This is a genomic window from Bradyrhizobium sp. 186 (genome assembly GCF_023101685.1).
In the GTDB taxonomy this organism is placed as follows: domain Bacteria; phylum Pseudomonadota; class Alphaproteobacteria; order Rhizobiales; family Xanthobacteraceae; genus Bradyrhizobium.
Genome location: NZ_CP082164.1, coordinates 3,699,983 through 3,725,833, shown reverse-complemented (window position 1 = coordinate 3,725,833; position 25,851 = coordinate 3,699,983). Strand labels below are relative to the sequence as shown.

Here is a 25,851-nt window from a genome sequence, read left to right as displayed (position 1 = left end):
AAGCCTCAACGTTCGGTCGTTACGCCGTTCGTCGTCGGTCTTGAGCAAATACCCAGCCCGTCAAGGGTTACCCGAAATCTCCTCCAGCAACAAGCCTCAGTGCATCGGGTTGGCGGCGCCATCGTGCAAATGTGAAACGGCTAATACCTGCTTGGCCAAGCGTAGATCGACGGTCTCAAGGCCCTCTCGGAACTTTGCGTGGGTGAGTTGCAACGCCTGGCACGCGCGCTCCCTTCGTCCGGCCGATTTTTCCGCAATAGCTAGGCTGGTCGCGGCCCTGAGCTCCCACGATAAGCTGGATTGGCTGGCGGACAGTTCGAGCGCAGACAAAAAATACTGTCTGGCAACTGCAAGCCCCTCGTCGTTGTACAGGGCCAGTTCGCCTCTGATGCGACGCAATTCCGCAGCGTACCATTGGGTCTCGTCGAGATTGATCTTAGCCCTTTCGAAGACAGCAAGTCCATGCCGTGGGTCGCCCGCGACGGCCGTACATCTTGCGAACTCCGCTTGCAGGATCCAATTGAAGACTCCATACCGCGCCGCAGACAACTTCTCCAAACCGCGGTAGAGCGTCGCAGAAGCTGTATCGCCCTCGCCCCGCCTGACGCCGCAGAGAGCCTGCATGCCAAGGCCGAAGCCGTGATAGCTCTCCACAGCGTATTTTCCGGCGTGGTCGACAAGTTCGTTGGCAAGCGATTCAGTCTCGGGATCGTCCGGACTTGTCAGATACGTGTTGAAGCTTGCCCAAGCCAACGCCACGCAGAGCGGTACCGCGTGATCCAGTTGGCGTGCCTCAGCGATCGACGTCAGTTTGAGGCGCCGCGCCTGATCAGGACAGCCCCGGAGCCAGGTCAGGTTGGCCAATACGGCCAGGGCGTCGACTTTCCGATCGTAGCCAAACCGCTTGATGAGAGACCGTCGGGACGCTTCATCATCGCGATGCAGGGACAATTCGAAGTAAGCTTCGGCCTGCAATATTCGCCCAATGTGGTGATATGTTACGCCGCGCATGTAATTGGCCGTTGCGACCGCGCCACGATTGTCACTCACATCAGCGACATCGCCGCATCGATCTGCCAATTCTGTCGCCTCGGCATAACTCGGAAGCCGTATCTGGTGGGCCCAAAGAACAAGCAGAGAATCGAGCTGGCATTCGGTGTCGTTGAGACACTCGGCAAGAAGGCGCGCTTTCGCCCAGCTTGCGTACGACTCTTCGGTCATACCGTCCGTGAACATCATGCAACTGGCGAGTGCGGATTGAATGATCATTTCTTGACGCGAGCCGGCACTCGCATTGTCGAGCCGACTGATGGCTTTCGTCATCCACTCCCGGCATTCGGTAAGAAGGGCCATTGCCATCCAAGTGCTTGCAGAGGCGGCGGCAAGTTCAACACCAATTTTTGCATCACCCTCGACCGAGAAAGCCCAGTTCAGAGCGGCTCTGACATTGTCGACCTCGCCCCCCAGCGCCCGGAGCCTTTCAGGAATGTCCATTGAAGCGCCTTGTTTGAACAAGTCGCCGAAGTAGAGGGCGTGACGCCGGCGCCAACTAACCTCCTCCGCACTTTCGGAGAGCCGTTGTGACGCAAAGGCATGAGTGGTGTCGAGTAAGTGGAGCCTCGCGCCCTGTCCCTGGGCGGCAATCATCGATTTCGAGCGTAGCTCCCAAAGGCAATCCGAGACGTTTGCTTCATCTATCGTCTCGTCAGCGACAACAGCGACCGCTGCTTCGAACGCAAATCCGCCAGCAAATACGCTGAGCCGATTCAATACGCGCTTCTCTGCCTCGCCGAGCAGGTCGTAGCTCCACTCCAACGTCGCGTTCAACGTCTGGTGCCTCGACGGGGCGGTTCTGCGCCCCACCCATGACAAGTTCAGTCGCTCGTCGAGCAGGCTTGCGGCCTTGCTGAGGCCAAATATGTCGACTCTGCCGGCTGCGAGTTCGATTGCCAACGGAATTCCGTCAAGCCGCCGGCAGATCCTTGCGGCAATCGGCGCATCCGCATCTGTTAGCTCGAAGTCACCACGTACGGCCCGCACGCGATCGACCAGCAGTTGGACCGCGGGATATTGCAGGACGTCGTGTGCCGACATGGTGCTGTCTTCCCGAGGACATGCGAGCGCGCAGAGTTCATAGACATGTTCACCTTCAACTCGCATCGCCTCCCGGCTAGTTGCGAGCAAATGCAGTGTCGGGGCGCGGCAAATCAGTTCTTCCGCCACAGCCGACGCCTCATCGATGAGGTGTTCGCAACAGTCGAGAACGATGAGCGTTGGCCTTCCCTGCAACCGATCGATCAGGGCTGGTACGACATTGTTTGTTTGTACCGACACGCCTAGTGCTGCGGCCATTGCTGGAGCGACGAGCGAAGCGCCGCCGAGAGCACTCAGGTCGACAAAATAGATCTGGCCATTGAAAGTGGTGCTCATCTCATGGGCAACCGCCACGGCTACGGTGGTCTTACCGATCCCGCCGGGACCGACGATCGTCACAAATTTCTGCTCGGCCAGCTTCATCTGGATCGCGGCGAGCGCCTCTGTTCGTCCGAGCATCCGCACCAGGCGCGCCGGCAGTCGGGGCCTCGAAGATGGATTGAGATCCCCGGATATTGGCGAGGAAAGTGACGTTACCGGTACGACGAAGCTGTACCCCCGCCCGGGCACGTTCGCGATATATCGCCTTCCGGGGTCGCTCTGATCGAGAGCCTTCCGCAGCGCTGAAATATGGACGCGCAGGCTGACTTGTTCAACTCCGCGCTTAGGCCAAACGCGCTCGATCAGGGTTCTCCTGCCGACGACCTTGTTTGCTTGCTCCACCAGGACAATGAGGAGGTCCATGGCGCGAGCGCCGAGCGGGACGGCCTTTGCGCCATTTGTCAGAATCCTGCCCCCGATCGACAGTTCGAAAGGGCCGAAGCTCAGCACTTTGCCGCGCTGATCGCTCATGGGATATTCTCGTCCAAGCCGGTTCTTAAGCTGACCTCGTCAGGGATGCCGCGCTCGCGTCGCCAGTTGGCCGGGCTCTGACCAAAAGCGTGTCTGAAGAGCCTGCATAGATGTGCCTGATCGGAAAAGCCTACGCTCAAGGCTATCTCGCTCAATGATACCGCACTGGTCATCATCAGGTGACAGGCTCTCTCCAGGCGCCTTCTCACCACATAGGCATGCGGTGATTCACCAACAGCCAATTTGAATTTCCGGGAGAAGTGCGCCGGGCTTCGACGTGCTACCTCACTCAGATCCCGAATGTGAATGGTACGGTGCAGATTGCTGTCGATGTAAGCACGTACGCGCAGGATCTGCCACGCCGCCAGACCGCCCCTTGTGGCGCCATTCGCGCCCGAGCAGCGCTCGATCGCCGCTTGCAGGATGTGGGACGCCGTGGCCAGCGACACCCTGGCCGCATCTCGATCACGCTCCAGCTCTCGCCTCGCCGTTTCAAGCAGCGTGGCCAGGCTGTTCGCGACCAGGCTGAACTGTTGAGCAGCTGCAAAGGAAGGTTCTGGGGCGGTAGCCGGAAGTCCTGCCATAGTTATTCCCTCGACGATCAGTCCGACAGCCCGGATCGGCGAGAGAGTGCAGCAAGGGGAGCCTCTTGGCTTGTTAAGTAACGTTCTGAACAGTTAAATACGGGCAAATGCTCCTTTACTGGGCAAATGCTCAAGAACAACAACAAAAAGTCTTTTATTTTCAAAGGGATCGTCGCCGACGAGATGCCGCAATGCCTTCTTGGCGAAGCGGCGGGCTGTGCGCTTCGCCGTTACGGCAGGAGTAGTCACTTATGAGCCACGGTCATCAAGGACCTTCAGATCGCTGGTCGAGTAGGAAAGCGAGTACCGGAATCCCGACTCGATCCGCCTCGGCACGAGCGAGTAGAGTTCTTCGCCATTCGTTTCCGGAAAATTGAGCTCTCCCGTTCCGATCCATGCGCCGGCAACGGTGAGATTGTCGGTGACCGACATCGCCAGTTCGTCGACCGCAGGCTTGTCCTGGCGGCCGGCGACCAGGCTCGGGAAGTATCGCAGCAAGACTGTGGGGCGGGTGAGCAGAGACAATCCGTCTTCGACCGGCTCGCGCAAGGTGACGCACGCTTCCGCGAGACGTTGGCCATGCGCCGAGAGGCTGGCGCCAAACCGGCTGCCGGGCGCAATCGGCGCCGCGGCGGGCCCTGAGGCCATAAAGGAGCGCGTCTGAAAGATGCTCCCCGTCTTCTTCGGAAATCCCTGCGTCCAGCCGCGCGCCAGCGCAGCGTCATTGTCGACAAAGATGTACGGACACCACATGACCGGCACGTTGGCATACATTGCGTCGACCAGGACAAACGCCTCGCGATATTGATAACGGGCCGGCTCAAGGTACTCGTCGTCCTGGGCGGTGAACTGCCAATCCAGAAACAGCATGACAGCATGACCGTTTGACTCCGGGTCCGGGGAAAGACCACTCGGCAATGTCGCCGCTGTCGCGTCGGGGTCCGTCCAGAACTCGACTCCGACAGCATCGCCGGCATAGTGCCAGGGTGGAGGCGGAGTTAGCGCGGCCAAGCCGAATGGCGACTTCGGAACTGTAAAGCCCTTGAGCATTCCCGCGTCCTAGTGCATCGCTTTCGGCACAGAGGCTACCGAAACCAGCCTCGCTTGATTTGATTGAAATGCGCCGGTTTGTTTATTCCTGCCGCAATCCAGAACACGCCTGTTGGCATCAGCCGACTGCTAGGCGGTCAGGTCTGCCAAAACCTCGATGTCGGTTACGGAATAGGAAAACGAGAACCGATATCCGCGTCCCACCTTGAGCGGCCCCAGCATCTCCAGCTCCTCACCATAGGCTTCCGGAAAATTGAGGTCACCCTCGCCGATCCAGATGTTTGTGATCAGGAGACGATCCGAAACGCATCGAACGAGTTCATCCACAGCCGGCTTGTCGTGCATGCCCGCGGAAAGCCGCGGAAAGTACCGCCGTCCCACAATGCGGCGATCGAGAAACCCGACAAGACGCTCGGCTTTTTCGCGCAAGGTAACGCTGGCCTGCACCAGCAAACGGCCGTGAGCGGACATGCAGGCCGAAAATCTGCCATCATGGCCGAGTGGAGCCGAAGCCATGTTCGCAGCGGCGAAAGTGCGGGTCTGGTGCACAGTGCCGAACTTTCTCGGATAGCCTTGAATCCAGCCTCTCATCACTGCAGCGTCGTTGTCCACATAGCAGTATGGGCACCACGCTATTCGTGTCCCCTTCCACATCGCGTCAAGGAGAACGCTGAACCCGCGACACTGATATCTGGCCGGGTCCAGATGCTCGTCGTTCTGCGCGGTGAACTGATAGTCCGTGAAGAGTGCAACAGAGCGGCCTCGACATTGCTCATCAAGCTCCACACCCGTCGGAAGGATATGGACCGATACATCGGGATCATTCCAGAATTCCACCGCGAGCACGTCACCCGCGAAGTGCCAGGGTGGCGACGGGACCAATGCCGCAATGCCCTGAGGCGACCGAGGAGCCGAAAATCCCTTGAGCATGTCGTCGCCCCGCCAGCAGTCCGTATTAGGCGTATCATTCCGACATAGAACGTAGCGTTGGTATCAAGCTCAACGCTTGGACAAACGTGTGATGATTTGGTGGTTTGTGCTACCCGACGTTGATGCAAACAGGTTGAAGCGAACAACTCCGTATTACCCGATCCCGCGCATGTCCATTCCAGGAGGTGGAGGGCCGCAGCAGGGTCGAAAGCTACAAATGCTGACATTTCGCGACAAGCCCGCGGTCCGGCGAGAGCGTATCGATGTCTCCTTGATGAGGTCGAATATCGGCCTCGATTAACCATCGCGAGAATTTGGATGAAAACGAAAAGCCAAGACGGACGGACACCGCGACAGGCAAGATCTTTGAAGCGGTGGTGCGTGTCCCAGTGCCTGCTGCTCGCAACGGCCTGGCCCGCCCCCTCGTTCTCGCAAGGGACACCGGAACAGCGCTTGGCATGCACGCCTGACGTGTTCAGACTGTGCAGCGCGTTCATCCCCAATGCGGACGACATAACGATTTGTCTCAGAGAGCGCAACTCCGAACTCAGCGATGCTTGCAGGCAGGTGATCCAGGTGGAAATCACGCAAATGCCCGGCACCAGAGACAGCAACAGCACTCGCAAACGCACCATAAGATAGACGGATTATTAGATGTCCATTTCCACAATGAAGTTTGTGGTGGTGAACAACATGGCGCCACGCAGTCCCGCTGTCTGCACGGCGTGTTCGCGATCGCTGGAATGGGGCTATTTGCACGACCTTTCCAGCTCAAAGCGCTATTGCGGGATGGGGTGCTACCCCAGGCGGACGATGATGAGCGGCTTCGCCGGATCGGTCGTTGCAATGAACCCGCTCGACCTCGTGGTCGCCTGGCCGACGCTGACCGTCGACGTGGCCTCAGCGCTGATCGAGAGCGTGTGGGGTAACGATCGCGTCTGACGCTTGAGACGCATCCATCTGACTCTGCCCTGAATCGGCGACCGCGCCGCCGAGTTCCCCCCGCCTGATCGATGAGCCCACCAAAACTATCGAAAACGCCATGCACAGGGACGGCATGCTCGATTGGCAGCAGCTATCCCCGCGACGCTCTTCAATGTTGCATCCTCATGCTCATCGGCGCGCCCGACGGCATCATCATGTTCGCGTTCATGTCTGCCACGATCCACATCGTGCCGGCGATCAGGACGAATACGATGAGAGCGCCAAAGGCGAGCGCGAGCACGTTGTTGGTGCTTTCCGGCCCGCTGCTGATGTGCAGGAAAAACACCAGGTGAATGCCCATCTGGGCAATGGCGAGGACAGCGAGCCCGAGGAATACGCCGCCCGGCCAGAGCAGCGTCGTGTTTGCAGTCCAGAACGACGTGGCCGTGAGAAGAACCGCCACAACTAGGCCGATCGTGTAGACGAGAAACTCGGATGGAGCCGATGCGTGCATCTCGCGGCTTGGCCTGTCTCCGGGTGCGCGTTCGTGTCGAGCTTCGGTCATGAACTCACTCCCATCAAATAAACCACAGTGAATACCCCGACCCAAACGATGTCGAGCGCGTGCCAGAACAAGGAGAAGCAGAGCAGGCGATGCTGCACCCTCGCAGCGAATCCGAATACCGCCACCTGCACCATCATCACGATCAGCCAGATCAGTCCGAGCGCGACGTGCAGCCCGTGGCATCCGACAAGCGTGAAGAATGCGGACAGAAAAGCGCTCCGCTGCGGCGCCGCACCGATGGCGATCAAGCTTGAGAATTCGCGGATCTCGAGACTAAGAAACGTGGCTCCGAGTGCGAAAGTGATCAGAGCCCCCAAATAGGTCCTGAAGTAGCGGCGCGAATTGATGGCCAAGGACATCAGCCCGCAAGTGTAGCTCGAAACGAGAAGGCAAACAGTTTCAATCGCGACCGTAGTCTGATTGAACAGCTGGGCGCCGGTCGGCCCGCCGGCTGTGGAGCGCACGAGGACCACGTAGCTCGCGAACAGCGCGGCAAACATGATGATGTCACTCAGCAGGAAGATCCAGAAGCCATATGCGACCACGACCCTCTTTGGAGCAGGTCCCCCTTCACTCGCACTTGGCAGTGCGTCTTGCGGAATCTGATCAATTGCGACGGCGATATTCATGCTGCAACTCCTGCCTGGTGGGATCGTACGAACCGGGCGATCTCCTCGGCTGGCACCTCAATTTCGTTGTGACGGCGGAATGAGAAGGCAAGCAACGTGATGAATGCGCCCAACACTCCGACGCTGGCCAGCCACCAAATGTGCCAGATGAGCGCAAAGCCGATGACGACAGCGAAGAAGGCAGTAACAAAGCCGGTGGCACTGTTCTTCGGCATTTCGACGGGCTCGTACTTGCGCGTCGGCGTCGGCTCGTCCTTCGTCGCTTGCGCGCGGTTCTTGCTGCTCCAGAACGCGTCCGGTCCGGCGACCTTGGGTTGGAACGCAAAGTTCCATGCCGGCGGCGGCGACGCTGTCGCCCATTCGAGCGTACGGCCGTTCCACGGATCGCCGGTCACGTCGCGCAGCTCCTCGCGATTACGGATCGACACAACGAGTTGCACGACTTGGCAAACGACGCCGACCAGGATGATAGCGGTGCCGAAGGCCGCCGCTATCAACCACGGCTGCCAGGACAAATTGTCGTAATGTTGCATGCGCCGGGTCATGCCCATCAGGCCCAGCACGTAGAGCGGCATGAAGGCAACATAGAAGCCGACGAGCCAGCACCAGAACGAGGCTTTGCCCCAGCGTTCGTCGAGCTTGAACCCGAATGCCTTGGGGAACCAGTAATTGTACCCCGCCATCACGCCGAACACGACGCCGCCGATGGCGACGTTGTGGAAGTGCGCGACCAGGAACACGCTGTTGTGCAGCTGGAAGTCGGCCGGAGGAACCGCCATGAGCACGCCGGTCATGCCGCCGATGACGAAAGTCACCATGAAGCCAATCGACCACAACACCGGCACCGAGAACCGAACTCGGCCACCGTACATGGTGAACAGCCAGTTGAAGACTTTCGCGCCCGTCGGCAAAGCGATGATCATGCTCATGACGCCGAAGAACCCGTTGACGTTTGCGCTGGCACCCATGGTGAAAAAGTGGTGCAGCCAGACCACGAAGGAGAGGATACAGATGGCCATCGTCGCGGCTACCATCGAGCGATAGCCGAACAACGGCTTACCGGAGAAGGTCGCCATCACTTCCGAGAATACGCCGAACGCCGGCAGGATCAGGATGTAGACTTCGGGATGCCCCCATACCCAGAACAGGTTGGAGTACAGCATCTGATTGCCCTGGCCTTCGATCGTGAAGAAGTGAAAGTCGAGATAGCGATCGAGCGCCAACATCGCGAGCGTCGCGGTCAAGACCGGAAAAGCCGCGACAATGAGCAGGTTAGCGGCAAGCGCGGTCCAGCAGAAGACCGGCATGCGCATATAGCTCATCCCTGGCGCGCGCAGTTTGAGGATTGTCGTGACGAAGTTGATGCCCGCCAGCAAGGTGCCGATACCGGAGATTTGGAGCGACCAAAGATAGTAGTCGACGCCGACGCCGGGCGAATATTGCATTTCGCTCAGGGGGGGATAACCCCACCAGGTGGCTTTTGAGAACTCGCCGACGGCCAGCGAAATGTTGACCAACAACGCGCCCGACGCGGTCAGCCAGAAGCTGACGGAATTGAGCGTAGGGAATGCGACATCGCGAACACCAAGTTGCAACGGTACTGCGAAATTCATCAGCCCTACCACGAACGGCATTGCCATGAACAAAATCATGATCGTGCCGTGCGCCGAGAAAATCTGATTGAAATGCTCCGGCGGCAGATAACCTTGTGCACCGCCGGCTGCGAGCGCCTGCTGCGCGCGGATCATGATCGCATCGCTGAAACCGCGCAGCATCATGACGAGCGCCAATATGCAATACATGGCGCCTATCCGCTTGTGGTCGACCGAGGTGAGCCATTCGCGCCACAGATAGAGCCAGGCTCCCTTCGCCGTGACGAATCCGAGAACAACCACCACGACCAGGACCATGAAGCCCGTTGCGCCCATGATGATCGGCTCATGGAGGGGAATCGCGTTCCAATCGAGCTTGCCAAGGAGATTCATCGCTCTGCCCTCTGCGACGTTGAACAAATTGATAGAGAGGAGTCTTGCGTACCCATGTCAGCGTTTACAATGCTGCTGAATAGATCGGGGGCGACGCTACGATAGGTGAACGGCGCGACCGCCTTGCTCGGCTTGACCAGGTCGGCGTACGCCTGCCTATCGAGCGCCGAACCAGTTTCGCGGGTCTGGCGAACCCATTGCGTAAATCTGTCGTCTGTCACTGCATCGACCGTGAAGCGCATGTCGGGAAAGCCGTCACCGCTGAACATGGCAGATATCCCTGCATAGGTTCCGAGATGGTCCGCCTGCAGGTGGAGGTGCGTCGCCATACCGGACATGGTGTAGATCTGGCTCCCGAGCTGAGGCACGAAGAAGCTGTTCATGACGCTCGATGAGGTCAGTTCGAAGCTGATCGGCGTACCAACCGGGACGACCAGCTTGTTGACGCTCGCGATCCCCTGCTCTGGATAGATGAACAGCCATTTCCAATCGAGCGAGACGACCTGAACGTTGACAGGCGTGACCGTCGAGCTAATCGGCTTGCCCGGATCAAGGTCGTGTGCGCCGATCCATGCGACGCCGCCGACCAGGAGCACCGTCATCGCCGGGATGGACCAGACCAGCAACTCAAGACGTCCGGAATATGTGAAATCTGGCCGATAGCGCGCACGCTCATTCGATGCACGAAACCAGAAAGCGAAGCCAAGAGTCGCAGCAATCACCGGGATCACGATCGCCAGCATGATGCCAAGCGCGTTGAACAGAATTTGCCGTTCGGCCAGCGCAATCGGCCCTTTCGGATCGAGCACACCCTCATTGCAGCCACCGAGCGTCATGGCCCCGATCAGGAGGACAGCCAGTAAGCCGTATCGCATGTTAGACCTCACTGAGGTTGGTGGTGCGCCATGCGGTGCGAACGGTCTCCGGCGGGAGCTCGGCACGCACCGGGATGCCGAGGCCAGCATGCAAGGCACGCATGCGCGGGGATGAATTGCCGCCATGGTCGACCAGGAGCGCCGCGAACAGCACGAACAAGTAGGCGATGGAAAACACGAACAGCCTGTGAGCAGGGCGGCGATCAGGCCCAACGCTTCTGTCCAGCTGGAATGCGAGTACAAGGAAGAGCGCCCCACAGATCGCAACGGTCACGCCATAGATCACACCCGCAAACCCCAGTGCCAAAGGCAGCTCCGAGGCGAGAGTCAGGAGGCTGCTGTAGATCAGGATCTGCCTCGTTGTAGCTGCGCGTCCCGCAACAACCGGCAACATCGGTACGCCGGCACGGGCATAGTCATCGGTGCGGTTGAGCGCCAGCGCCCAGAAATGGGGCGGTGTCCACAGGAAGATTATGAGGAACAGCGCAAGCGGCTCCAGTCCGACGTCCCCTGTTGCCGCGGCCCATCCGATCACGGGCGGAAGCGCGCCTGCGGCGCCGCCGATGACGATGTTCTGTCGCGTCGTCCGCTTCAGCCACGCCGTGTACACGACGACATAAAAGAGAATCGTTCCGGCCAACAATGCGGCTGCCATGAGGTTCGTCGCCAAGGCGAGAACCACCACAGCAAAACCGCCAAGAACGAGTCCAAGGACAAGCGCCTCGAACCGGGAGACCTTGCCGAGGGGAATTGGCCGCGTGGCCGTGCGGGTCATGATCGCATCGATATCGGCGTCGTACCACATGTTGAGCACGCCGGCGGCCCCAGCCCCGGCGGCGATGGCAAGAACCGCGGCAAGAATGGCCGGCACGTCAGGCCGAACCGGGGCGATGCTCATTCCGACGAGCGCGGTGAAGACGGCGAGACTCATGACGCGTGGCTTTGTGAGCGCGACGAAGTCAGACACGCTCCATTGACCGGCCAGCGAGCGAACGGAATGAGATGGTGATGCGGAGCGAGCTCGCCGTTCCCAAATCGTGCCGGCAAAGGATTTGACGTTCATCTCGCTGCTCCGGTTCATTCAAGGCGAGCGCTGACGTGTTCCGTTCGCACAGCCGTCAGTACACGCATTCAATATGCATTCTCGCTTTCGACCGTAATTGAACGTGGCTGCTCGATTGGGGCCAATCATGCTCAAAACTGTCCGCTGAAGAATCCCGATTTGACGATACGCGTTGCGATCGCACGATTCAGGACAATCTGAGCACGTTTCGACAAGCGCGCCGCGTCGGCTTTTTTCTAAAGCAGATCATCGTTCGGATATCCGCAACGCGCGGCTTTGGAGGACCATCCATGAAGACGTCGTCGCTTTGGATGATTGCAACTGTTTGCCTCATGGCCTCGGCGTCCGCCGCGCAGGCGCGATCCGCCTATGACGGCTCCTGGGATCTCGTCTTCATGACGCAAAGGGGCACATGCGATCCCAGCTACAACTTCACCGTCAATATTTCCGACGGCATCGTGACCCACCCCAATCTGGTGAAATTCAGAGGGTACGTCGCGAAATCCGGTTCCGTTCGGGCGTCAGTGACGGTTCACGAGAAATTTGCGTCCGGCACGGGCAGGCTTACGGGGACATCGGGCGGCGGGAGATGGAGCGGTCACACGGGAGGTGAGCGATGCTCTGGCTACTGGACCGCACAGCGCAATTGACCGATCTGAAAACATGGCGAGGCATGGCCGTTCAATGCGCCGCAGCGCCATCCAAGAATAGTCCGCAGCTCCCCTGTATCTATCCTGACGAGCCTGCTGGCCCTAAAGAGTCGGTACACCCATGACAACAGTTCTGACCAAATCGTTCCCGCAAGAAAAGCAGCCATTGACACAGCCGGCGCCGGACAAAAGGCGCGTCTTAATCGTCGGCGGTGGCTTTGCCGGTATCGCGGCGGCGCGGGCACTGAAACGAGCCGATGTCGAGATCACGCTGATCGACCGGCGCAATCATCACATCTTTCAGCCGCTTCTGTACCAGGTCGCCACCGCTGTTCTGGCGCCATCCGAGATCGCGGCGCCGATCCGACAGCTCGAGGCGAAACAGAAAAATCTCAGCGTGTTGCTGGCCGAGGTCAAGGGCATCAATCTCGGGGCTCGCACGATCGAGGCCATTTGCCCGGAGATTGGAAGTAGAAAACTCCAATACGACTTCCTAGTGATCGCGACCGGAATGCATCCGAGCTATTTCGGTCATGACGAGTTCGCGCAGTTCGCACCGGGCCTCAAGAGCCTGAACGATGCCGAAACGATCCGGACCAAGATCCTGAGTGCGTTTGAATTGGCGGAATCAACCAATGACGAGAAAGAATGCGCTCGCCAAATGACCTTTGTTTTGGTGGGCGCCGGTCCGACCGGCGTCGAGCTTGCCGCTTCGATCGCTCAACTGGTCTCGGTGACCCTGCGCAACAATTTCCGCAAGATCGACCCTGCCAAGAGCAGAATTGTCTTGCTGGACGGCGGCACTCGCATCCTGCCTACCTTTGCGGAGTCGCTGTCGCGAAAGGCAGCCAAGCGACTTACGAAACTCGGCGTCGAGGTGTCGACGGGGGTAAAGGTCGAGAAGGTCGACGACCAGGGCGTGATCGCGGCCGGCATCCGCATTCCCAGCGCCACCGTACTTTGGACGGCAGGCGTCAGCGCCTCCCCGGTCGTGAAAATGCTCGGGACCCAGACGGACCGCGCCGGGCGCGCAATCGTTGGCGCCTTCATGGACATTCCCGAGGCCCCTAACGTCTTTGTTGCAGGAGATGCTGCTATGATGACCCAGGATGGTCATCCGGTGCCCGGAGTGGCGCAGGCAGCCATTCAACAGGGACGATTTGTGGGGCAGGTCATCGCCAGCCGCGTCAGAGGACACAAGGATGGTCGACCGTTTCGGTACCGCAACAAGGGCAATATGGCGGTGGTCGGCAAAAACTTCGCGATCCTCGAGGCCGGCCATTTTCGCAGCAGCGGCTTTGTGACCTGGTGGGTGTGGGCCGCGCTGCACGTGCTCGCGCTGCCGCAGCTCCAGAACAGGTTTCGAGTCCAGACGCAGTGGCTCTGGTCGTATCTGTCGGGGCAACGGAGCTCACGGCTGATTTCCGAAAATCCGCGGTCGTCCTCGTCCTCGTCATAGTCGTGGTCTGTCAGGCCCGGTCGTAGTCGTTTCCGGCAATTGGTTAAGGACTGCATCCGTGGACGCCTCCATCATCTCCGCTCTCGCCGCTCTCACTGGAGCAGCCGTTGGCGGCTTGACGAGCGGAATAGCGAATTGGCGGAGCCAACGAAGCCAGGTCCGCGCCCAGTGGATTCTTCACGAGAAGGGTCGGCGGCAGACCCTTTACAGGGATTTCATCGAAGACACCGCCAAATGTTATATTGATGCGCTCCAGCACGATAAAGCCGACATCGCCGGCCTGGTCAGCCTTTACGCCAAGCTGAGTGCTATGCGAGCGGTGTCTTCAAGGCCGGTGGTCCATCATGCCGAAGACGTCGCCCGAAAGATCCTGGACACCTATCTGGAGCCGGACAAGAGCTTCGTCGAACTGCGCGAAATGGCCATCGACGGCACGATCGATCTGTTGCGTGGCTTCAGCCACGCGTGCCACGACGAATTCGAGCAAATGCGGCCAGTACGTTTTTAGCTCGCTCTTTCCGCAAGGCGTCAGGTTCGCTGCCCCTGAAATCGGAGCGTCTCGACCCAATTGGCGAGCGCCTGCATGAACTCCTGCAGGAATTTTCGGGTGCTGTCGCCGGCGAGCTTGCCGTGCTCATCGAAGAGCTTGTCGACATGACTAAGGTAGGCCTCAGGCTGCTGTAGGGTCGGCACGTTTAGGAACACGAGCGACTGCCTGAGATGATGGTTGGCGCCGAAGCCTCCGATCGCCCCGGGCGAGCCGCTGACGATCGCGCCAGGCTTGTGGTCCCAGACGCTGCGTCCATACGGCCTGGAACCGACATCCAGCGCATTCTTGAGGACGGCCGGCACGGACCGGTTATATTCCGGCGTGACGAATAAAACTGCGTCAGTAGCCTTGACGCGCTGGCGGAACGCGGTCCATTGCGCGGGCGGCGCTGCAGTCTCGAGATCCTCATCGTAAAACGGCAATTGCCCGATGTCGACGATATCGAGCTTCATCGAGGACGGAGCGAGCGAGATCAGTGCATTCGCCAGCATCCTATTGAACGACGCCTTCCGCAGGCTTCCAACCAATACGCACATATTCATCGGCTTATCCATGGTCATGCAGTTGCTTGAGATTTGATGTTTCGCGTGAAGTCGGGCTTGCGCTTTTCCCCGAAGGCCGTGAACGCCTCTCTTGCGTCTTCAGAGCGGACCTGCGTGCTGAACTCTTCGTTCTCGGCCTTCATTGCGGCCTTGATCTGCTCGCGAAATGGCTGCTTCATGAGCCTCTTGCTGGCCTGGAGTGCTGCGGCCGGCTTCGCTGCGAGTTTCCGAGCCGTGTCGGTTGCTTTTGCCCGGAGATCGTTGTCGGGGACGACTTCGGTAGCCAGACCCAACTCCACCGCGCGCCGGGCATCGAAGGGAGCTCCCAACAAGATCAGCTCGGCTGCACGGATATGACCGATCCGCGCCGGCACGGAGCAGCTCGATCCGAACTCCGGCACGACCGCCAGATTGATGAAGGGCATCTGGAATTTTGTGCTCTCGCCCGCGTAGACGAAGTCGCAATGCGTCAGCATGGTGGTGCCGCCGCCGATGGCGGCGCCGTGGACTGCGGCAACCAGCGGCTTGTCGAAGTTGATCAGCGCGTCCATCAGCCGGGCCTGTGGCGATTCTCCAGGCCCCGGCGGATTCTTCAGAAAGTCCTCGATATCGTTGCCGGCACAGAATGAATCTCCCGCACCATGCCAGAGGACGACCCGTGTGCTCTCGTCATTCGCGGCCGCGTTGAAGATGTCCGCGAGAGCCACGTACATCGCTGACGTCATCGCGTTCCGCTTTGTCGGACGGTTCAACTGGATGCGCAGGATGCCCGCGGCATGTTCGGTAACGATCTCGTCCATGGTCGAAATCCTGGTCCCTCTGGTGAATTTTACTGCAAGCGCAGGGACGCGGCGGCTTACGCCGCCACGACTCCGTCGTCGCGCTAGGCCGCGTGTTCCTTTGTCTTCGGAATGGTACCGCTCGCACGCAAGCCATCGATTTCGGCCGTGCTGAATCCCAGTTGCCGAAGAACCTCGTCGTTGTGTTCCCCGATCTTCGGGGCGCGCTTAGCGGACACCTTGGCAACACCATGCACCTGAAGCGGGCTGGAGATCGTAGACGTCAGCTTGCCGCCGGCCCCTTCGAGCGGAACGATGATGTCATTCGCCCGGAGCTGGGGATCGTTGATCACCTCCTGCGGTCCACGTACCGCGCCGAACGTCACGTGGACGCCGTTGAACACCTCGTACCAATGTGCCATCGGCTCGGCACAGAAGGTCTGGTCGAGAATCGCCGTGAGTTCCGTCATGTTCGCCATCAGCTTGGCCGGATCGGAGAACCGCGGATCAGTCAGGAGATCGGGGCGGCCGATCGCCTTCGCCACGGCTTCCACCTTGTCGGGCGTGATGATGAGAACGAACCAGGTATCATCCTTGGCGCGATACACATTCATGGCCGCATTTGCGGGGTGCATACGATCATGCAGCCCGAAGAATTTCGCATCGCACAGCGCGGCCTGGATCGAGACGCTGGCGGACCAGACGCCCTCGGCGAGCAGCGAGGTCGTGACATGCGCCCCCTCGCCCGTGCGCTCGCGACGATACAGGGCCGTGACGATCGCCGAATAGAGCCCGACGGCAGTGGCATTGTCGCCGCTGCCGGCAACTGGCCAGGTCGGCGGTGCGCCGGCATCGCGCGTCATCGACAGCAATCCACTGCGGGCCCAGTACGACGTGATGTCGAAGCCGGGAAGATTCGCATCCGGTCCCTTGTCGCCAAAGCCCGTGAGGTCTGCGTAGATCAGCCGCGGATTCCATCCCACCACATCTTCATATTCGAGCTTCAGTTTCTTGCGCGCGGGATGCGGCGTGTTGACGATGAGAACGTCGGCCCATTTGACGAGCTTCTCGAGAACCTGATGGGCGCTCGGAGATTTCAGATCAAGCGCCATGCCGCGCTTGTTGCGATTGGCCAGATGCCAGGGATAGGCATCGTCGGCGACCGGCTGCGGCGGGAGATGGTTTGCATGCCGCCACAGCTCGCCGCTCGGCGGCTCCACCTTGATCACGTCGGCGCCGAAATCGGACAAGATCACGGCCGCGCTGGGGCCCGCGATGAAGCTCGCGAGGTCCACCACCTTCAGTCCGGAGAAAATGTTGTCGTTTGCCATGGGTGTCCTTTCCAGATCCTCGTGGAGAGCGGCCTTGTTTCAGCGTCCGCGAAACTGCGGCGCACGTTTCTCGAGGAAGGCGGCGGTGCCTTCCTTCTTGTCTTCGGTGGCGGCGCAAATGCCGAAGAAGGAGGCTTCCAGCGCAAGGCCTTCGCCTTGGCTCGTCTCCATCCCCTTGTTGGCGGCTTCCAGCGAGAACTTCACCGCGATCGGCGCGTTGGCCATGATCTGCTTCAGGATCGTCTCGGCACGATCGATCAGGCCGGCCGCGGGAACGACCTCGTTGACGAGGCCGATGCGATAGGCTTCCTGCGCGGAAATCGTCTCGCCCGTGAGGATCAGCTGCAACGCTCGGCCCTTTCCGACCAGCCGCGGCAGCCGCTGCGTGCCCCCGCCGCCAGGCAGTAGACCCAACTTCACTTCCGGCTGCCCGAATTTGGCGTGCTCCGCTGCGATCCTGATGGTGCAGGCCATCGCGGTCTCGCAGCCGCCGCCAAGCGCAAAGCCGTTGATCGCCGCGATCACCGGCTTGCCGAGATTTTCGATGAGATCCAGCACACCCTGCCCGAACCGGCTGGATTCCTCGGCGTCGTAGGCGTCGACATGTGCGAGTTCACTGATGTCGGCGCCGGCGATGAACGCCTTGTCGCCTGCGCCGGTGAGGATCACGCCGCGCACAGACGCGTCGGCCTTTGCGTCCTCGAATGCGGCGTGCAGATCGGTCCAGGTCGGCGTATTGAGCGCGTTGAGCACTTTTGGCCGATTGACCGTGACGTAGGCTATCGCACCCTTTTTCTCGTACTGGACGTTCGCAAGGGCCAGCGCCGCTCTGGGTACGGAGTTTGGTGCTGTTGCAGGCGAAGAGGTGAACGGTGCAGTTCCTGAAACCATAGTCATGTCTCCTGGGTGGGCGGCCGACGCCGATGCGCCGGCGCCGCTGAGAGGTCAAAGGAAAGCGCCGTGACCGGTGATGGCCTTGCCCACGATCAGATTCTGCATCTGATAGGTGCCTTCGTAGGAGTAGAGCGCCTCGGCATCGGCGAAGAAGCGCGCAACGTTGTAGTCAGCGACGATGCCGTTGCCGCCCAGCACCTCGCGGCCCCATGAAACCGTCTCGCGCGATTTCGAGGTGCAGAACGCCTTCGCCAGCGCCGCGTGATGGTCGCCGAGCTTGCCTTCGTCATCGAGCTGGGCCAGGCGGAGCATCAGGCACTGGCACGCGGTCAGATTGCCAAGCATCTTGGCGAGCAGATCCTGAATCAGCTGGAACGAAGCGATCGGCTTGCCGAATTGCAGGCGCTCCTGGGCGTATTTGAGGGTTGCTTCGTATGCGCCCATCTGGATGCCGGTCGACGCCCAGCCCACCATGTACCGCGTCATCCGCAGCACGCGTGCGGTATCGCGGAACGAATTGCCGCCTTGCAGGCGGTTCGCTTCAGGCACCCGGACATCCTTCAGCGTGATCTGGCCGTTCTGGACCACCTTGAGCGCAATCTTGTGCTCGATCTTCTCGACGCTGAAGCCGGGCGTCGACTTGTTCTCGACGATGAAGCCCTTGACCTGATTGTCGGCAAGATCGCGCGCCCAGATGATGGAGATGTCGCACCACGGCGCATTGCCGATCCATCGCTTCTGTCCATTGAGAATCCAGGTATCGCCTTCCCGCTTGGCCGTCGTCGTCAGACCGCCGCTCGTTCCAGAACCGACCAGCGGCTCGGTGAGGCCGAAGCAGCCGATCTTTTCCCAGCGCGCCATTGCCGGCAGCCATTTCTGCTTCTGCTCCTCGGAGCCATCGAGATAGATCGAGCCCATGGCGAGGCCGCTATGTACGCCGAAGAACGTGCAGAACGACGCGTCGGTGCGCGCCAGCTCCATCGCGACGAAACCGAACAGCTTCTGGCTGCCGCCCGCGCAGCCATAGCCCTCGAAGCCGAGCCCACCGAGACCGAGCTCCTTGAACGATGGCAGCAGTTCGAACGGGAACGCGTCGTCCGACCAATACTTGTTGATGACCGGCTGGACCTTGGTCTCCATGTAGGTCCGCACCTTCTTGACGAGCGCTTTCTCCTCGGGGGTAAGAAGGTCGACCAGCTGATAGAAGTCGCCATCGGGTACGGGCGCCGCCTTCGGCGCCGCGGTCTTGCTTGCTGGGGTTGCGGTAGGCATTTGCGATCTCTCCTCGCTGCGGCTCGAAAGCCTGAAAAGTGAAGGACGTTGAACGTGTGATTGATCTCGCCGGGGCCGCCGATCTCGTCAGCTCGGCTTGGCAACTTTCTTGCGCAGCTCGATCAGGCCGAGCAGAATTTCGTCGCGCTCCGCCTCCAACTCCGCGATGGTGCGCGATCCGGCTTCGGCATGGACGCTGTCGATGAGCTTCTTTTGCACGTCCGGAGTCAGCACCGGCGAGCCGAGGGTCTTCCACCAGGCCGTCATCGGGCCGGTGAACTGCTGGAAGAAGTGCTCGATGCCGCCCGGACCGCCACCGAGATGGTTGAGCATCAGGCCGCCCATGACGCCCCAGCGCAGACCTGGACCCCAGGACAGGGCGGTGTCGACGTCCGCGGCGCTCACGACACCCTCGGCGACGAGGTAATAGATCTCACGGCTCAGCGCGGCCTGGAGCCGGTTAGCGACATGCCCCGGCATTTCCTTGTTGACGCGCACCGTCCGTTGCCCGATCGACGTGTAGAATTCATCCGCGCGCTGGATTGTCGCTGCCGAGGTCTTCGTCCCACCCACGATCTCGACCAGCGGGATCAAGTGCGGCGGATTGAAGGGGTGACCGATCACGCAGCGCTCGGGATGGGACGGGGCGCCCTTCTGGATTTCGCTCATGGTGAGCCCCGACGAGCTCGACGCGATGATCACGTCGGGCGGCAACAGCTCGTCGAGCTGGCCATAGAGCTTCTGCTTGAATTCGATCCGCTCGGGCCCGTTCTCCTGGACGAGGTCGGCACCGGCGAGTGCCTTGGGGAGATCGGCCGTGAACGTCAGGTTCGACTGCGACGCTCCGGGCGACAGGCCCAATCGCTTCAGCGCCGGCCACGCGGTGTCCACGAACTTCCTCAACGCGGCTTCGGCGTTTGGTGCGGGGTCCGTTGCGACGACCTGCAGTCCCTTGGCGAGAAACAGCGCGCTCCAGCTCGCGCCGATCACGCCGGTGCCGATGATGGCGATGCGGCGAATGGGCTTGGTGTCGGTCATGTCATTCTCTCCAATGCGTTGTCAGACTTCGGCGTAGGCGATGCCGGTGAGGTTGCCCTGGGCGAAGAGGAAGTTGCGCTCACCGGATCCATCGAGCCTTGCGGAGTAGATCGAGCCGGCAAAATCGGTCACGAACATGCGATCGTTCGGGACGTCGAGCGCGATGCCGATCCCCTCCATGAGATGGGTCACCACGATCTCGGACTCGGCAGGCTTGTTGTCGATCGAAGCCCGGTTCACCGTGTTGCCGCGCGGCGGGTCGCCGCGGTCGGTCCAGTAGAGAATTCGATTCTTGTGGTCGATCTCGAGATCGATCGGCTCCGGCAGGCCATCATAGAAGATCTCGATGTCGGATCTTGTGGCTGCGGTCTGGCCCGCGGGTATTTCGACATTGGCGCGGAAGATGCGGCCGAGCCCGGCATTGTCAGGGCCCTTCTGCGTCCAGTAGATGCGTCCGAATTTCGGATCGATCGCCAGCCCGACGCACCATCGTGTCTGGTCCTTGCGATCGGCATCGCCGTGTCCCGCCTCGATGAGCGTCTCCAGCCGCGAGCCGTCGAGATTGCAGCGCATGAGGCGCATACCCTCCCGGTCGCACCAGTAGAGCTTGCCGCCTTTCTTATCGAGAATGATCTGCTTCGGAGTGTGGGTCTCTCCCTGCGGCACGATGGTCTTGCGGTTCTTGCCGTCGATGTCGGCCCGCTCGACCGACCCGTCATTCAGGCTCGGGATGCCCATGTTGGTCCAGTAGATATGGCCCGCTTCGACATCCACGACGATGCCGTCCGGCAGGTGACAGCCCGTCACGATGGTCGTGCGATCGGAGCCATCCGCATTCATCAAGTGAATGCAACCCGCATTCAATTCGAGAACGAAGAGGCGTTGGACTGTGACGTTTGCGGAAGGACTCGTGACGGCTTTCGACATGTCGCACCTGCATTGTGACCCGACCGCGAACCGGGCCAGGTGAGCGCGACTATGACGCGATCGCCAACGTTCGGCTTGGATAGGAATGTCACCGCTGGAACGTTGCTGCTTGATCCATTGCGAGCTTCTCGCTCATCACGGCGGCGCGGACTCCACAACGCCCCACGCCATGGCGGGCCGTTGAATTCGCGATCGTTTCGCAGCCATCGCCACGAAAATTGGCCAGGCATCACGACGCGGCCGATGCGAGAGCAGCAGCTTTCAACAAGTGAAGCATCAAACATTCAAGCAGGCGAAATGGACAGGCCGCATGGTTGGCTCTCCTGCTCGATACGTCCGGCGCATCGGGATTGGACAGCGCCAAACAATCAACATTGGTAGATGGCTATCCCAGTCATGAGAAAGGAAGTCAGGCATGGGCATGCCGATCTCTGACAAGGACATACAGAATTCGTCCGACGCATCGGGTGACGGACAAAACAAAAGCACGCCAACCGCGACGCACACGCCCTCCATTATCGTCGGTGTCGTTGCAGCTGCCGTTGTCGGGCTTTCTGTCTTCTATCTGCTGCGGCCGGAACCACTGCTCGTCCAGGGCGAGGCCGATGCAACACGGCTCGACATCGCCGCGCGCGTCGACGGACGGGTCGGCAAAATTCCTGTCGAACGTGGCCAGAACGTTCCCGCGGGCGCGGTGCTCGTCCAGATCGACAATCCCGAAACGCTGGCCAAGCACGAGCAGATGAAGGCGGCCAAGGCTGTTGCGCACGCCCAGCTTGCCAACGTACTGGTCGGAACGCGGGTGGAAGTGATCGCGGCACGGAAGGCGGAAATGGAGCGGACGCAGGCGGCGCTGGTGCTGGCGCAAAAGACGTTCGACCGCACGCACACTCTGACCGATCAGGGCAACGCGCCGCAGGCCCGCCTCGACCAGGCCACCGATGCGCTGCATGAAAGCGAACGCGCGGTCGACCAGGCCAAATCGGCCTTTGAGCAGGCGGTCAACGGCTACACCAAGGAGGAGCGGGCCATCGCCGGGACCAATGTCGAAAAGGCCAGCGCCGATATCCAGAGCGTCCAATCGATCATCGATCAGCTCGTGGTCTATGCGCCCATAGCCTCGCAGATCTACCAGCGCAATGTGGAGCCTGGCGAATACGTGTCGCCGGGCGTCCCGCTCGTCACCTTGATCAATCTGGCCGACCTCTGGGTGCATTTCGATCTTCGCGAGGATCTCGTCAAAGGCCTGAAGGTCGGTGATCGCTTCGATGTCCGCATTCCGGCACTCGGCGACCGCTCCGTCGCGGTCGAGGTCAAGCTCATCGCAACCAAAGGCGAATATGCGAGCTGGCGGGCCACGCGAGCTTCCGGCGATTTCGACCTGCGGACGTTTTCGATCCGCGCCTATCCCGTGCAGCCGGTGCCCGAGCTGCGACCGGGAATGAGCGCCTATCTCGACTGGCGGTCGCGGCCATGAGGCCGGCGCCGAGGCCCGGATTACGGCCCGGATTTCTGCTGGTCGCGCGGCGCGAGTGCCGTTGGCTGTTTCATGATCGCGTGGCGCTGCTCCTGATCTTCGGTGTGCCTCTGTTTGCGTTCGTGGTGCTCACCACGGTGTTCAGCCATCCGGTCATCCGCGGGCTCGGCGTGACGATCGTCGACGAGGACAAGTCGGACGCCTCGCGTGCGCTGGTGGAATATGTCGCAGCGTCACCGAGCCTGAAAATCGTCGACCGCTCCGGGACATTGTCCACGGCGGTGCAGGACATACGCTCGGGCAAGGCTATCTCGGCTATTCACATTCCGCCGGATTTCGAGCGCGACCTGGAGGCCCAACGCCGCCCGCAGGCGGTCGGGTTCTATAACCAGCAGTTCCTGACGGCGGCCGGCATCGCCTCCTCGGGTCTGAGCGATGCGCTGTCCGCCGCGGCGGCCGTGGCCGCCCCCGCCAGGCGCGCCGCGCCCGCGGCGGCTTCGGTCGGGAGGCTCTCCGCCGAGACCATCGCGCTGGTCAATCCGCAGAAAAACTATGCGCAGTTCCTGCTGCGCGCGCTGCTGCCAACAATCATCCATGTGGTGATCACGCTCGCTGCCGGCTATTCCGTCGGCTCCGAATTCCGCCGCCGCGATGCGCGGGCCTGGCTCGCGAGCGCCGGAGGCGATCCGGTCGTCGCGCTTGCCGGCAAGCTCGCGCCGCTGTTTTGCATCTTCCTCGTGATCATGCTGGCCGAGCCGCTTGTCCTCGAGGGCGTACTGCAAGTCCCCTTTAGGGGAGACCTGCCGCTGATGGTCGCCGCCGGCTCGCTCTTGATCATTGCCTACCTGTCGCTGGGCGCCCTGCTCCAGCTCCTGGTCCGCGACTTGGCGACGGGGCTCGGACTTGCGGGCCTGTTTGCCTCTCCCGCATTCGGCTATGCCGGCGTCGGCTTTCCCACCGTCGGCATGAATGCGTTTGCGCATGTCTGGAGCGCGATCCTGCCGCTGCGCTGGTACATGGCCGTTCTGCTGGGACAGGCAGCGCGCGGATTGCCGGTGGCGGAATCTGCCGTCCCCTTCGCGGCGCTCGCGGGCCTCGCGGTGCTGTTTGCCGGCCTGGCATGGCTGCGCATGGCGAGCCTCACGCGCAATGGCTGGTTCGAGACGGCACGACCCGCCGAGCCACCCGCAATCGAGCGCACGCCGCGCGGCATCGGCGGCGCCTTCACGGCGGAGTGGCGGCGCGTGCTGGGAACGCGGAGCGCCTTCAGCGTGCTCTTCCTGGCGCCGCTGGTTTACGGCATCTATTATCCGCAACCCTATCTGAACCAGATCCTTCGCAAGCTTCCGATCGCGGTCGTCGACAATGATCTCAGCGATCTCAGCCGCCGGATCGTCGAGACGCTGGACGCGAGCGGCGCATTGAGCGTCGCCGTTCGCGCCCGCACGCTTGCGGAGGCGCACACCGCGATCGATCGCGGGGAGGCTTTTGCCGCCGTCGATATTCCGGCAGGCACCGAGCGCGACGTGCTCAAAGGCATCACGGCTCACATCCCGGTCTACGCGGACGCTACCTACCTCTTCATATTCAGGTCGACCGCAAGCGGCGTGGCCACCGCGGTCGGAGCCCTGACGTCCGAGTTCGTGTCGCGCGGCGGCCGCTCGGACGGAAGCCTGGTCAAGGCGAAGCTGGCGAGCTCTAGCCCGGCCGACGTTCTGCTCCAGCCGATCTTCAACCCGGTCGGAGGCTATGCAAGCTATGTCGTTCCGGCGGCGTTCGTGTTGATCCTCCAGCAAACCCTGCTGATCGGCGCAGCGATGCTGACCGGCTCTGCGCTGGCGGGCGCAGGCGGCGCGTTCACCGGCGTGCTCGGCCGCGGCGTCGCGCATCTGACCATCTACCTGCCGGCAGTCGCGCTCTATCTCATCGTGCTGCCGCGGATCTACGGCTTTTCGACGCTCGGCCATCTGCCGCAGATCTTCGCGCTCGCGACCATCTTCCTGCTGGCGACGAGTTTCCTGGGACAGGCGATCGGAGCCTGGTTCACCCGGCCCGAAAACGCGACCCTCCTCCTGCTGGCAACCAGCCTGCCCCAGTTCTTCACCGCCGGCTTCGCATGGCCGCGCGAAGCGATCCCCGACGCGGCCCTCGCGCTGGGCCGGCTGTTCCCGGCCGACTCCGCGATCGACGGCCTCGTCCGCATCAACCAGCTCGGTGCCGGCATCTGGGAGGTCGCGCATGACTGGCTCGGCCTCTGGTGCCTGGCGCTGGTCTATTTCGCGCTCGCGGTGATCTCGGCATTTGTTGTCAAGAGAGGACAGCGACATGCACAAGGCTAGGCTTGCCGCCATGGTTGCGATCCAGCTCGCGCTCGTCGCGGGCGTCCTGATCACCTCCGCGCGTCGTTCCGGATCGCCGCCTGCAATCGTCGGTGTCGTGCGCACGACCGAAGTCAGGGTCGAGCCGGAGGTGAGCGGCCAACTCCAGTCGATTGCGGTCGAGAAAGGCGCTTACGTGCGCGCTGGCGATATTCTGGCGCGGCTCTCCGCGGTGGAACTGACGGCGCAGGCGGACCAGGCGCGGGCTGCGCTCGCATCAGTGACCGCCAACCGCAACAACGTCTATGCCGGCGTCCGTCGCGAACAGGTCGACTCACTGAAAGCCGCCATCGCCAAAGCCAGCGCCCGCCTCGACTTTGTGCAGGCCCAGCTCACCAGGACCAGCACGCTGGCGCGCCAGAGCTTTGAATCCCAGCAGTCGCTCGACCAGGCCGAGAACGACGTTGCAAGCGCACGTGCCGACGTGGCGGAGGCCCAGGCCAATTACGAGGCGGCCGTGGCGGGACCGACCCGGGAGGAACGCGCGATCGCCGACGCGCAGGTGCAGGCCGCGGCCGCCGCGGTCACCGTGCTCGAGCGCCGCCTCGACAAGATGGTGTTGCGTGCGCCGGCCGACGGCGTGGTCAGCGTCATCGCCGCCGAGGTCGGCGAAAATGTTCGCGCGGGCCAACCGATCCTGATGGTCGAGGCGGCGGGCAGGCAATGGCTCTCGTTCAACGTGCGCGAGGATCATCTCAATCGTCTCTCGATGGGAGAAACAGCGAATGTGATGCAGAACGGCGCCGATGTCGCGACGAAGGCGGTCATCACCGAACTGCGACCGCTCGGCGTGTTTGCCACCTGGCAGGCCGAGCGGGTGATTGGCGATCATGACCGCAACACGCTTCGCCTGCGCCTCGACCCAAAGGGAGAGTTAGTAGGCCTTGAGCCGGGCATGACCGTCTGGATCGACCACTAACACCTGGTGATTTGCGCTCGCGGAACCAAGCCGTTCCGACCATCTGCAAAATGAAACCCCAGCAGTCATTGAGACTACTGGGGT

General features: G+C 61.3%; 24 protein-coding genes. 7 read left to right on the top strand and 17 right to left on the bottom strand.

Annotation, left to right across the window (positions count from 1 at the left end; genetic code table 11):
• Positions 1-96: 96 nt before the first annotated feature.
• From IVB18_RS17715 to IVB18_RS17695, 5 genes are all read right to left on the bottom strand, one after another.
• Positions 97-2,946, bottom strand: coding sequence for a winged helix-turn-helix domain-containing protein (locus IVB18_RS17715; protein WP_247990312.1), 2,850 nt, complete (start codon positions 2,944-2,946; stop codon positions 97-99).
• Positions 2,943-3,530, bottom strand: a complete 588-nt coding sequence (locus IVB18_RS17710; protein WP_247990311.1) for an AraC family transcriptional regulator — start codon at positions 3,528-3,530, stop codon at positions 2,943-2,945. Before IVB18_RS17710 ends, IVB18_RS17715 begins: the two co-directional genes overlap by 4 nt.
• A 93-nt stretch (positions 3,531-3,623) precedes the next feature.
• Positions 3,624-3,779, bottom strand: coding sequence for a hypothetical protein (locus IVB18_RS17705; protein ID WP_247990310.1), 156 nt, complete (start codon positions 3,777-3,779; stop codon positions 3,624-3,626).
• A complete protein-coding gene (locus IVB18_RS17700; RefSeq protein ID WP_247990309.1) occupies positions 3,780-4,580 on the bottom strand; it encodes an acetoacetate decarboxylase family protein in 801 nt (266 codons plus the stop codon). It lies immediately after the preceding gene.
• A gap of 129 nt (positions 4,581-4,709) precedes the next feature.
• Complete coding sequence (locus tag IVB18_RS17695) at positions 4,710-5,510, bottom strand: acetoacetate decarboxylase family protein (RefSeq protein ID WP_247990308.1); 801 nt, start codon at positions 5,508-5,510, stop codon at positions 4,710-4,712.
• Positions 5,511-6,164: 654 nt separating this feature from the next.
• Between IVB18_RS17695 and IVB18_RS17690 the strand changes: the two genes are divergently transcribed.
• Positions 6,165-6,452 carry a hypothetical protein gene (locus IVB18_RS17690; protein WP_247990307.1) on the top strand — a complete coding sequence of 96 codons (288 nt, stop codon included), beginning with the start codon at positions 6,165-6,167 and terminating at the stop codon, positions 6,450-6,452.
• A gap of 151 nt (positions 6,453-6,603) precedes the next feature.
• On the opposite strand, the gene cyoD is transcribed toward IVB18_RS17690, so the two are convergent.
• The 5 genes from cyoD to IVB18_RS17665 are packed head-to-tail and all read right to left on the bottom strand — an operon-like array spanning position 6,604 to position 11,551.
• Entirely contained in the window at positions 6,604-6,948 is a 345-nt protein-coding gene (gene cyoD / locus IVB18_RS17685; protein WP_247991665.1) for a cytochrome o ubiquinol oxidase subunit IV, read from the bottom strand.
• Positions 6,949-6,995: 47 nt separating this feature from the next.
• The gene (gene cyoC / locus IVB18_RS17680) at positions 6,996-7,628 is read right to left on the bottom strand and encodes a cytochrome o ubiquinol oxidase subunit III (protein ID WP_247990306.1); all 633 of its coding nucleotides are present in this window, start codon (positions 7,626-7,628) and stop codon (positions 6,996-6,998) included.
• On the bottom strand, positions 7,625-9,613 hold the full coding sequence (gene cyoB / locus IVB18_RS17675) for a cytochrome o ubiquinol oxidase subunit I (protein WP_247990305.1): 1,989 nt from the start codon (positions 9,611-9,613) through the stop codon (positions 7,625-7,627). Before cyoB ends, cyoC begins: the two co-directional genes overlap by 4 nt.
• Positions 9,610-10,449 carry a ubiquinol oxidase subunit II gene (gene cyoA, locus IVB18_RS17670; protein WP_247990304.1) on the bottom strand — a complete coding sequence of 280 codons (840 nt, stop codon included), beginning with the start codon at positions 10,447-10,449 and terminating at the stop codon, positions 9,610-9,612. Before cyoA ends, cyoB begins: the two co-directional genes overlap by 4 nt.
• 40 nt (positions 10,450-10,489) lie before the next feature.
• Positions 10,490-11,551, bottom strand: coding sequence for a heme o synthase (locus IVB18_RS17665; RefSeq protein WP_247990303.1), 1,062 nt, complete (start codon positions 11,549-11,551; stop codon positions 10,490-10,492).
• Positions 11,552-11,841: 290 nt separating this feature from the next.
• Between IVB18_RS17665 and IVB18_RS17660 the strand changes: the two genes are divergently transcribed.
• The 3 genes from IVB18_RS17660 to IVB18_RS17650 all read left to right on the top strand — a co-directional run bounded on the left by IVB18_RS17660 (position 11,842) and on the right by IVB18_RS17650 (position 14,168).
• Positions 11,842-12,201 (top strand): hypothetical protein, encoded by a 360-nt coding sequence (locus IVB18_RS17660; protein WP_247990302.1) that lies wholly within the window; start codon positions 11,842-11,844, stop codon positions 12,199-12,201.
• A 121-nt stretch (positions 12,202-12,322) separates the two neighbouring features.
• Complete coding sequence (locus IVB18_RS17655) at positions 12,323-13,660, top strand: NAD(P)/FAD-dependent oxidoreductase (protein ID WP_247990301.1); 1,338 nt, start codon at positions 12,323-12,325, stop codon at positions 13,658-13,660.
• A gap of 58 nt (positions 13,661-13,718) precedes the next feature.
• The gene (locus tag IVB18_RS17650) at positions 13,719-14,168 is read left to right on the top strand and encodes a hypothetical protein (RefSeq protein ID WP_247990300.1); all 450 of its coding nucleotides are present in this window, start codon (positions 13,719-13,721) and stop codon (positions 14,166-14,168) included.
• A gap of 20 nt (positions 14,169-14,188) precedes the next feature.
• Here IVB18_RS17650 and IVB18_RS17645 read toward each other — a convergent pair whose 3' ends face one another.
• The 7 genes from IVB18_RS17645 to IVB18_RS17615 form a co-directional block, all read right to left on the bottom strand.
• Positions 14,189-14,764 carry an NAD(P)H-dependent oxidoreductase gene (locus tag IVB18_RS17645; RefSeq protein WP_247991664.1) on the bottom strand — a complete coding sequence of 192 codons (576 nt, stop codon included), beginning with the start codon at positions 14,762-14,764 and terminating at the stop codon, positions 14,189-14,191.
• Between the two features lie 2 nt (positions 14,765-14,766).
• On the bottom strand, positions 14,767-15,552 hold the full coding sequence (locus tag IVB18_RS17640) for an enoyl-CoA hydratase (protein WP_247990299.1): 786 nt from the start codon (positions 15,550-15,552) through the stop codon (positions 14,767-14,769).
• Between the two features lie 83 nt (positions 15,553-15,635).
• Positions 15,636-16,862 carry a CoA transferase gene (locus IVB18_RS17635; protein WP_247990298.1) on the bottom strand — a complete coding sequence of 409 codons (1,227 nt, stop codon included), beginning with the start codon at positions 16,860-16,862 and terminating at the stop codon, positions 15,636-15,638.
• Between the two features lie 39 nt (positions 16,863-16,901).
• Positions 16,902-17,753, bottom strand: coding sequence for an enoyl-CoA hydratase-related protein (locus tag IVB18_RS17630; protein WP_247990297.1), 852 nt, complete (start codon positions 17,751-17,753; stop codon positions 16,902-16,904).
• 54 nt (positions 17,754-17,807) lie between these two features.
• Positions 17,808-19,028, bottom strand: coding sequence for an acyl-CoA dehydrogenase family protein (locus IVB18_RS17625; RefSeq protein WP_247990296.1), 1,221 nt, complete (start codon positions 19,026-19,028; stop codon positions 17,808-17,810).
• Positions 19,029-19,115: 87 nt separating this feature from the next.
• Complete coding sequence (locus IVB18_RS17620; RefSeq protein WP_247990295.1) at positions 19,116-20,066, bottom strand: 3-hydroxyacyl-CoA dehydrogenase NAD-binding domain-containing protein; 951 nt, start codon at positions 20,064-20,066, stop codon at positions 19,116-19,118.
• A 21-nt stretch (positions 20,067-20,087) separates the two neighbouring features.
• A complete protein-coding gene (locus tag IVB18_RS17615) occupies positions 20,088-20,906 on the bottom strand; it encodes a 3-hydroxyacyl-CoA dehydrogenase (protein WP_247990294.1) in 819 nt (272 codons plus the stop codon).
• Between the two features lie 502 nt (positions 20,907-21,408).
• Between IVB18_RS17615 and IVB18_RS17610 the strand changes: the two genes are divergently transcribed.
• From IVB18_RS17610 to IVB18_RS17600, 3 genes are read left to right on the top strand one after another with little or no spacing between them, the layout of a single operon-like run.
• On the top strand, positions 21,409-22,470 hold the full coding sequence (locus tag IVB18_RS17610; protein ID WP_247990293.1) for an efflux RND transporter periplasmic adaptor subunit: 1,062 nt from the start codon (positions 21,409-21,411) through the stop codon (positions 22,468-22,470).
• The gene (locus IVB18_RS17605; protein WP_247990292.1) at positions 22,467-24,809 is read left to right on the top strand and encodes an ABC transporter permease; all 2,343 of its coding nucleotides are present in this window, start codon (positions 22,467-22,469) and stop codon (positions 24,807-24,809) included. The genes IVB18_RS17610 and IVB18_RS17605 overlap by 4 nt, the downstream gene beginning before the upstream one ends.
• Entirely contained in the window at positions 24,796-25,767 is a 972-nt protein-coding gene (locus IVB18_RS17600; protein ID WP_247990291.1) for an HlyD family efflux transporter periplasmic adaptor subunit, read from the top strand. Before IVB18_RS17605 ends, IVB18_RS17600 begins: the two co-directional genes overlap by 14 nt.
• Positions 25,768-25,851: the final 84 nt, after the last annotated feature.

Coding starts and splice junctions, on each gene's coding strand:
- IVB18_RS17715 (WP_247990312.1), bottom strand. CDS start 2,946: ATGAGCGATCAGCGCGGCAAAGTGCTGAGCTTCGGCCCTTTCGAACTG.
- IVB18_RS17710 (WP_247990311.1), bottom strand. CDS start 3,530: ATGGCAGGACTTCCGGCTACCGCCCCAGAACCTTCCTTTGCAGCTGCT.
- IVB18_RS17700 (WP_247990309.1), bottom strand. CDS start 4,580: ATGCTCAAGGGCTTTACAGTTCCGAAGTCGCCATTCGGCTTGGCCGCG.
- IVB18_RS17695 (WP_247990308.1), bottom strand. CDS start 5,510: ATGCTCAAGGGATTTTCGGCTCCTCGGTCGCCTCAGGGCATTGCGGCA.
- IVB18_RS17690 (WP_247990307.1), top strand. CDS start 6,165: ATGTCCATTTCCACAATGAAGTTTGTGGTGGTGAACAACATGGCGCCA.
- cyoD (WP_247991665.1), bottom strand. CDS start 6,948: ATGCACGCATCGGCTCCATCCGAGTTTCTCGTCTACACGATCGGCCTA.
- cyoC (WP_247990306.1), bottom strand. CDS start 7,628: ATGAATATCGCCGTCGCAATTGATCAGATTCCGCAAGACGCACTGCCA.
- cyoB (WP_247990305.1), bottom strand. CDS start 9,613: ATGAATCTCCTTGGCAAGCTCGATTGGAACGCGATTCCCCTCCATGAG.
- cyoA (WP_247990304.1), bottom strand. CDS start 10,449: ATGACGCTCGGTGGCTGCAATGAGGGTGTGCTCGATCCGAAAGGGCCG.
- IVB18_RS17665 (WP_247990303.1), bottom strand. CDS start 11,551: ATGAACGTCAAATCCTTTGCCGGCACGATTTGGGAACGGCGAGCTCGC.
- IVB18_RS17660 (WP_247990302.1), top strand. CDS start 11,842: ATGAAGACGTCGTCGCTTTGGATGATTGCAACTGTTTGCCTCATGGCC.
- IVB18_RS17655 (WP_247990301.1), top strand. CDS start 12,323: ATGACAACAGTTCTGACCAAATCGTTCCCGCAAGAAAAGCAGCCATTG.
- IVB18_RS17645 (WP_247991664.1), bottom strand. CDS start 14,764: ATGGATAAGCCGATGAATATGTGCGTATTGGTTGGAAGCCTGCGGAAG.
- IVB18_RS17640 (WP_247990299.1), bottom strand. CDS start 15,552: ATGGACGAGATCGTTACCGAACATGCCGCGGGCATCCTGCGCATCCAG.
- IVB18_RS17635 (WP_247990298.1), bottom strand. CDS start 16,862: ATGGCAAACGACAACATTTTCTCCGGACTGAAGGTGGTGGACCTCGCG.
- IVB18_RS17630 (WP_247990297.1), bottom strand. CDS start 17,753: ATGGTTTCAGGAACTGCACCGTTCACCTCTTCGCCTGCAACAGCACCA.
- IVB18_RS17625 (WP_247990296.1), bottom strand. CDS start 19,028: ATGCCTACCGCAACCCCAGCAAGCAAGACCGCGGCGCCGAAGGCGGCG.
- IVB18_RS17620 (WP_247990295.1), bottom strand. CDS start 20,066: ATGACCGACACCAAGCCCATTCGCCGCATCGCCATCATCGGCACCGGC.
- IVB18_RS17615 (WP_247990294.1), bottom strand. CDS start 20,906: ATGAATGCGGATGGCTCCGATCGCACGACCATCGTGACGGGCTGTCAC.
- IVB18_RS17610 (WP_247990293.1), top strand. CDS start 21,409: ATGGGCATGCCGATCTCTGACAAGGACATACAGAATTCGTCCGACGCA.
- IVB18_RS17605 (WP_247990292.1), top strand. CDS start 22,467: ATGAGGCCGGCGCCGAGGCCCGGATTACGGCCCGGATTTCTGCTGGTC.
- IVB18_RS17600 (WP_247990291.1), top strand. CDS start 24,796: ATGCACAAGGCTAGGCTTGCCGCCATGGTTGCGATCCAGCTCGCGCTC.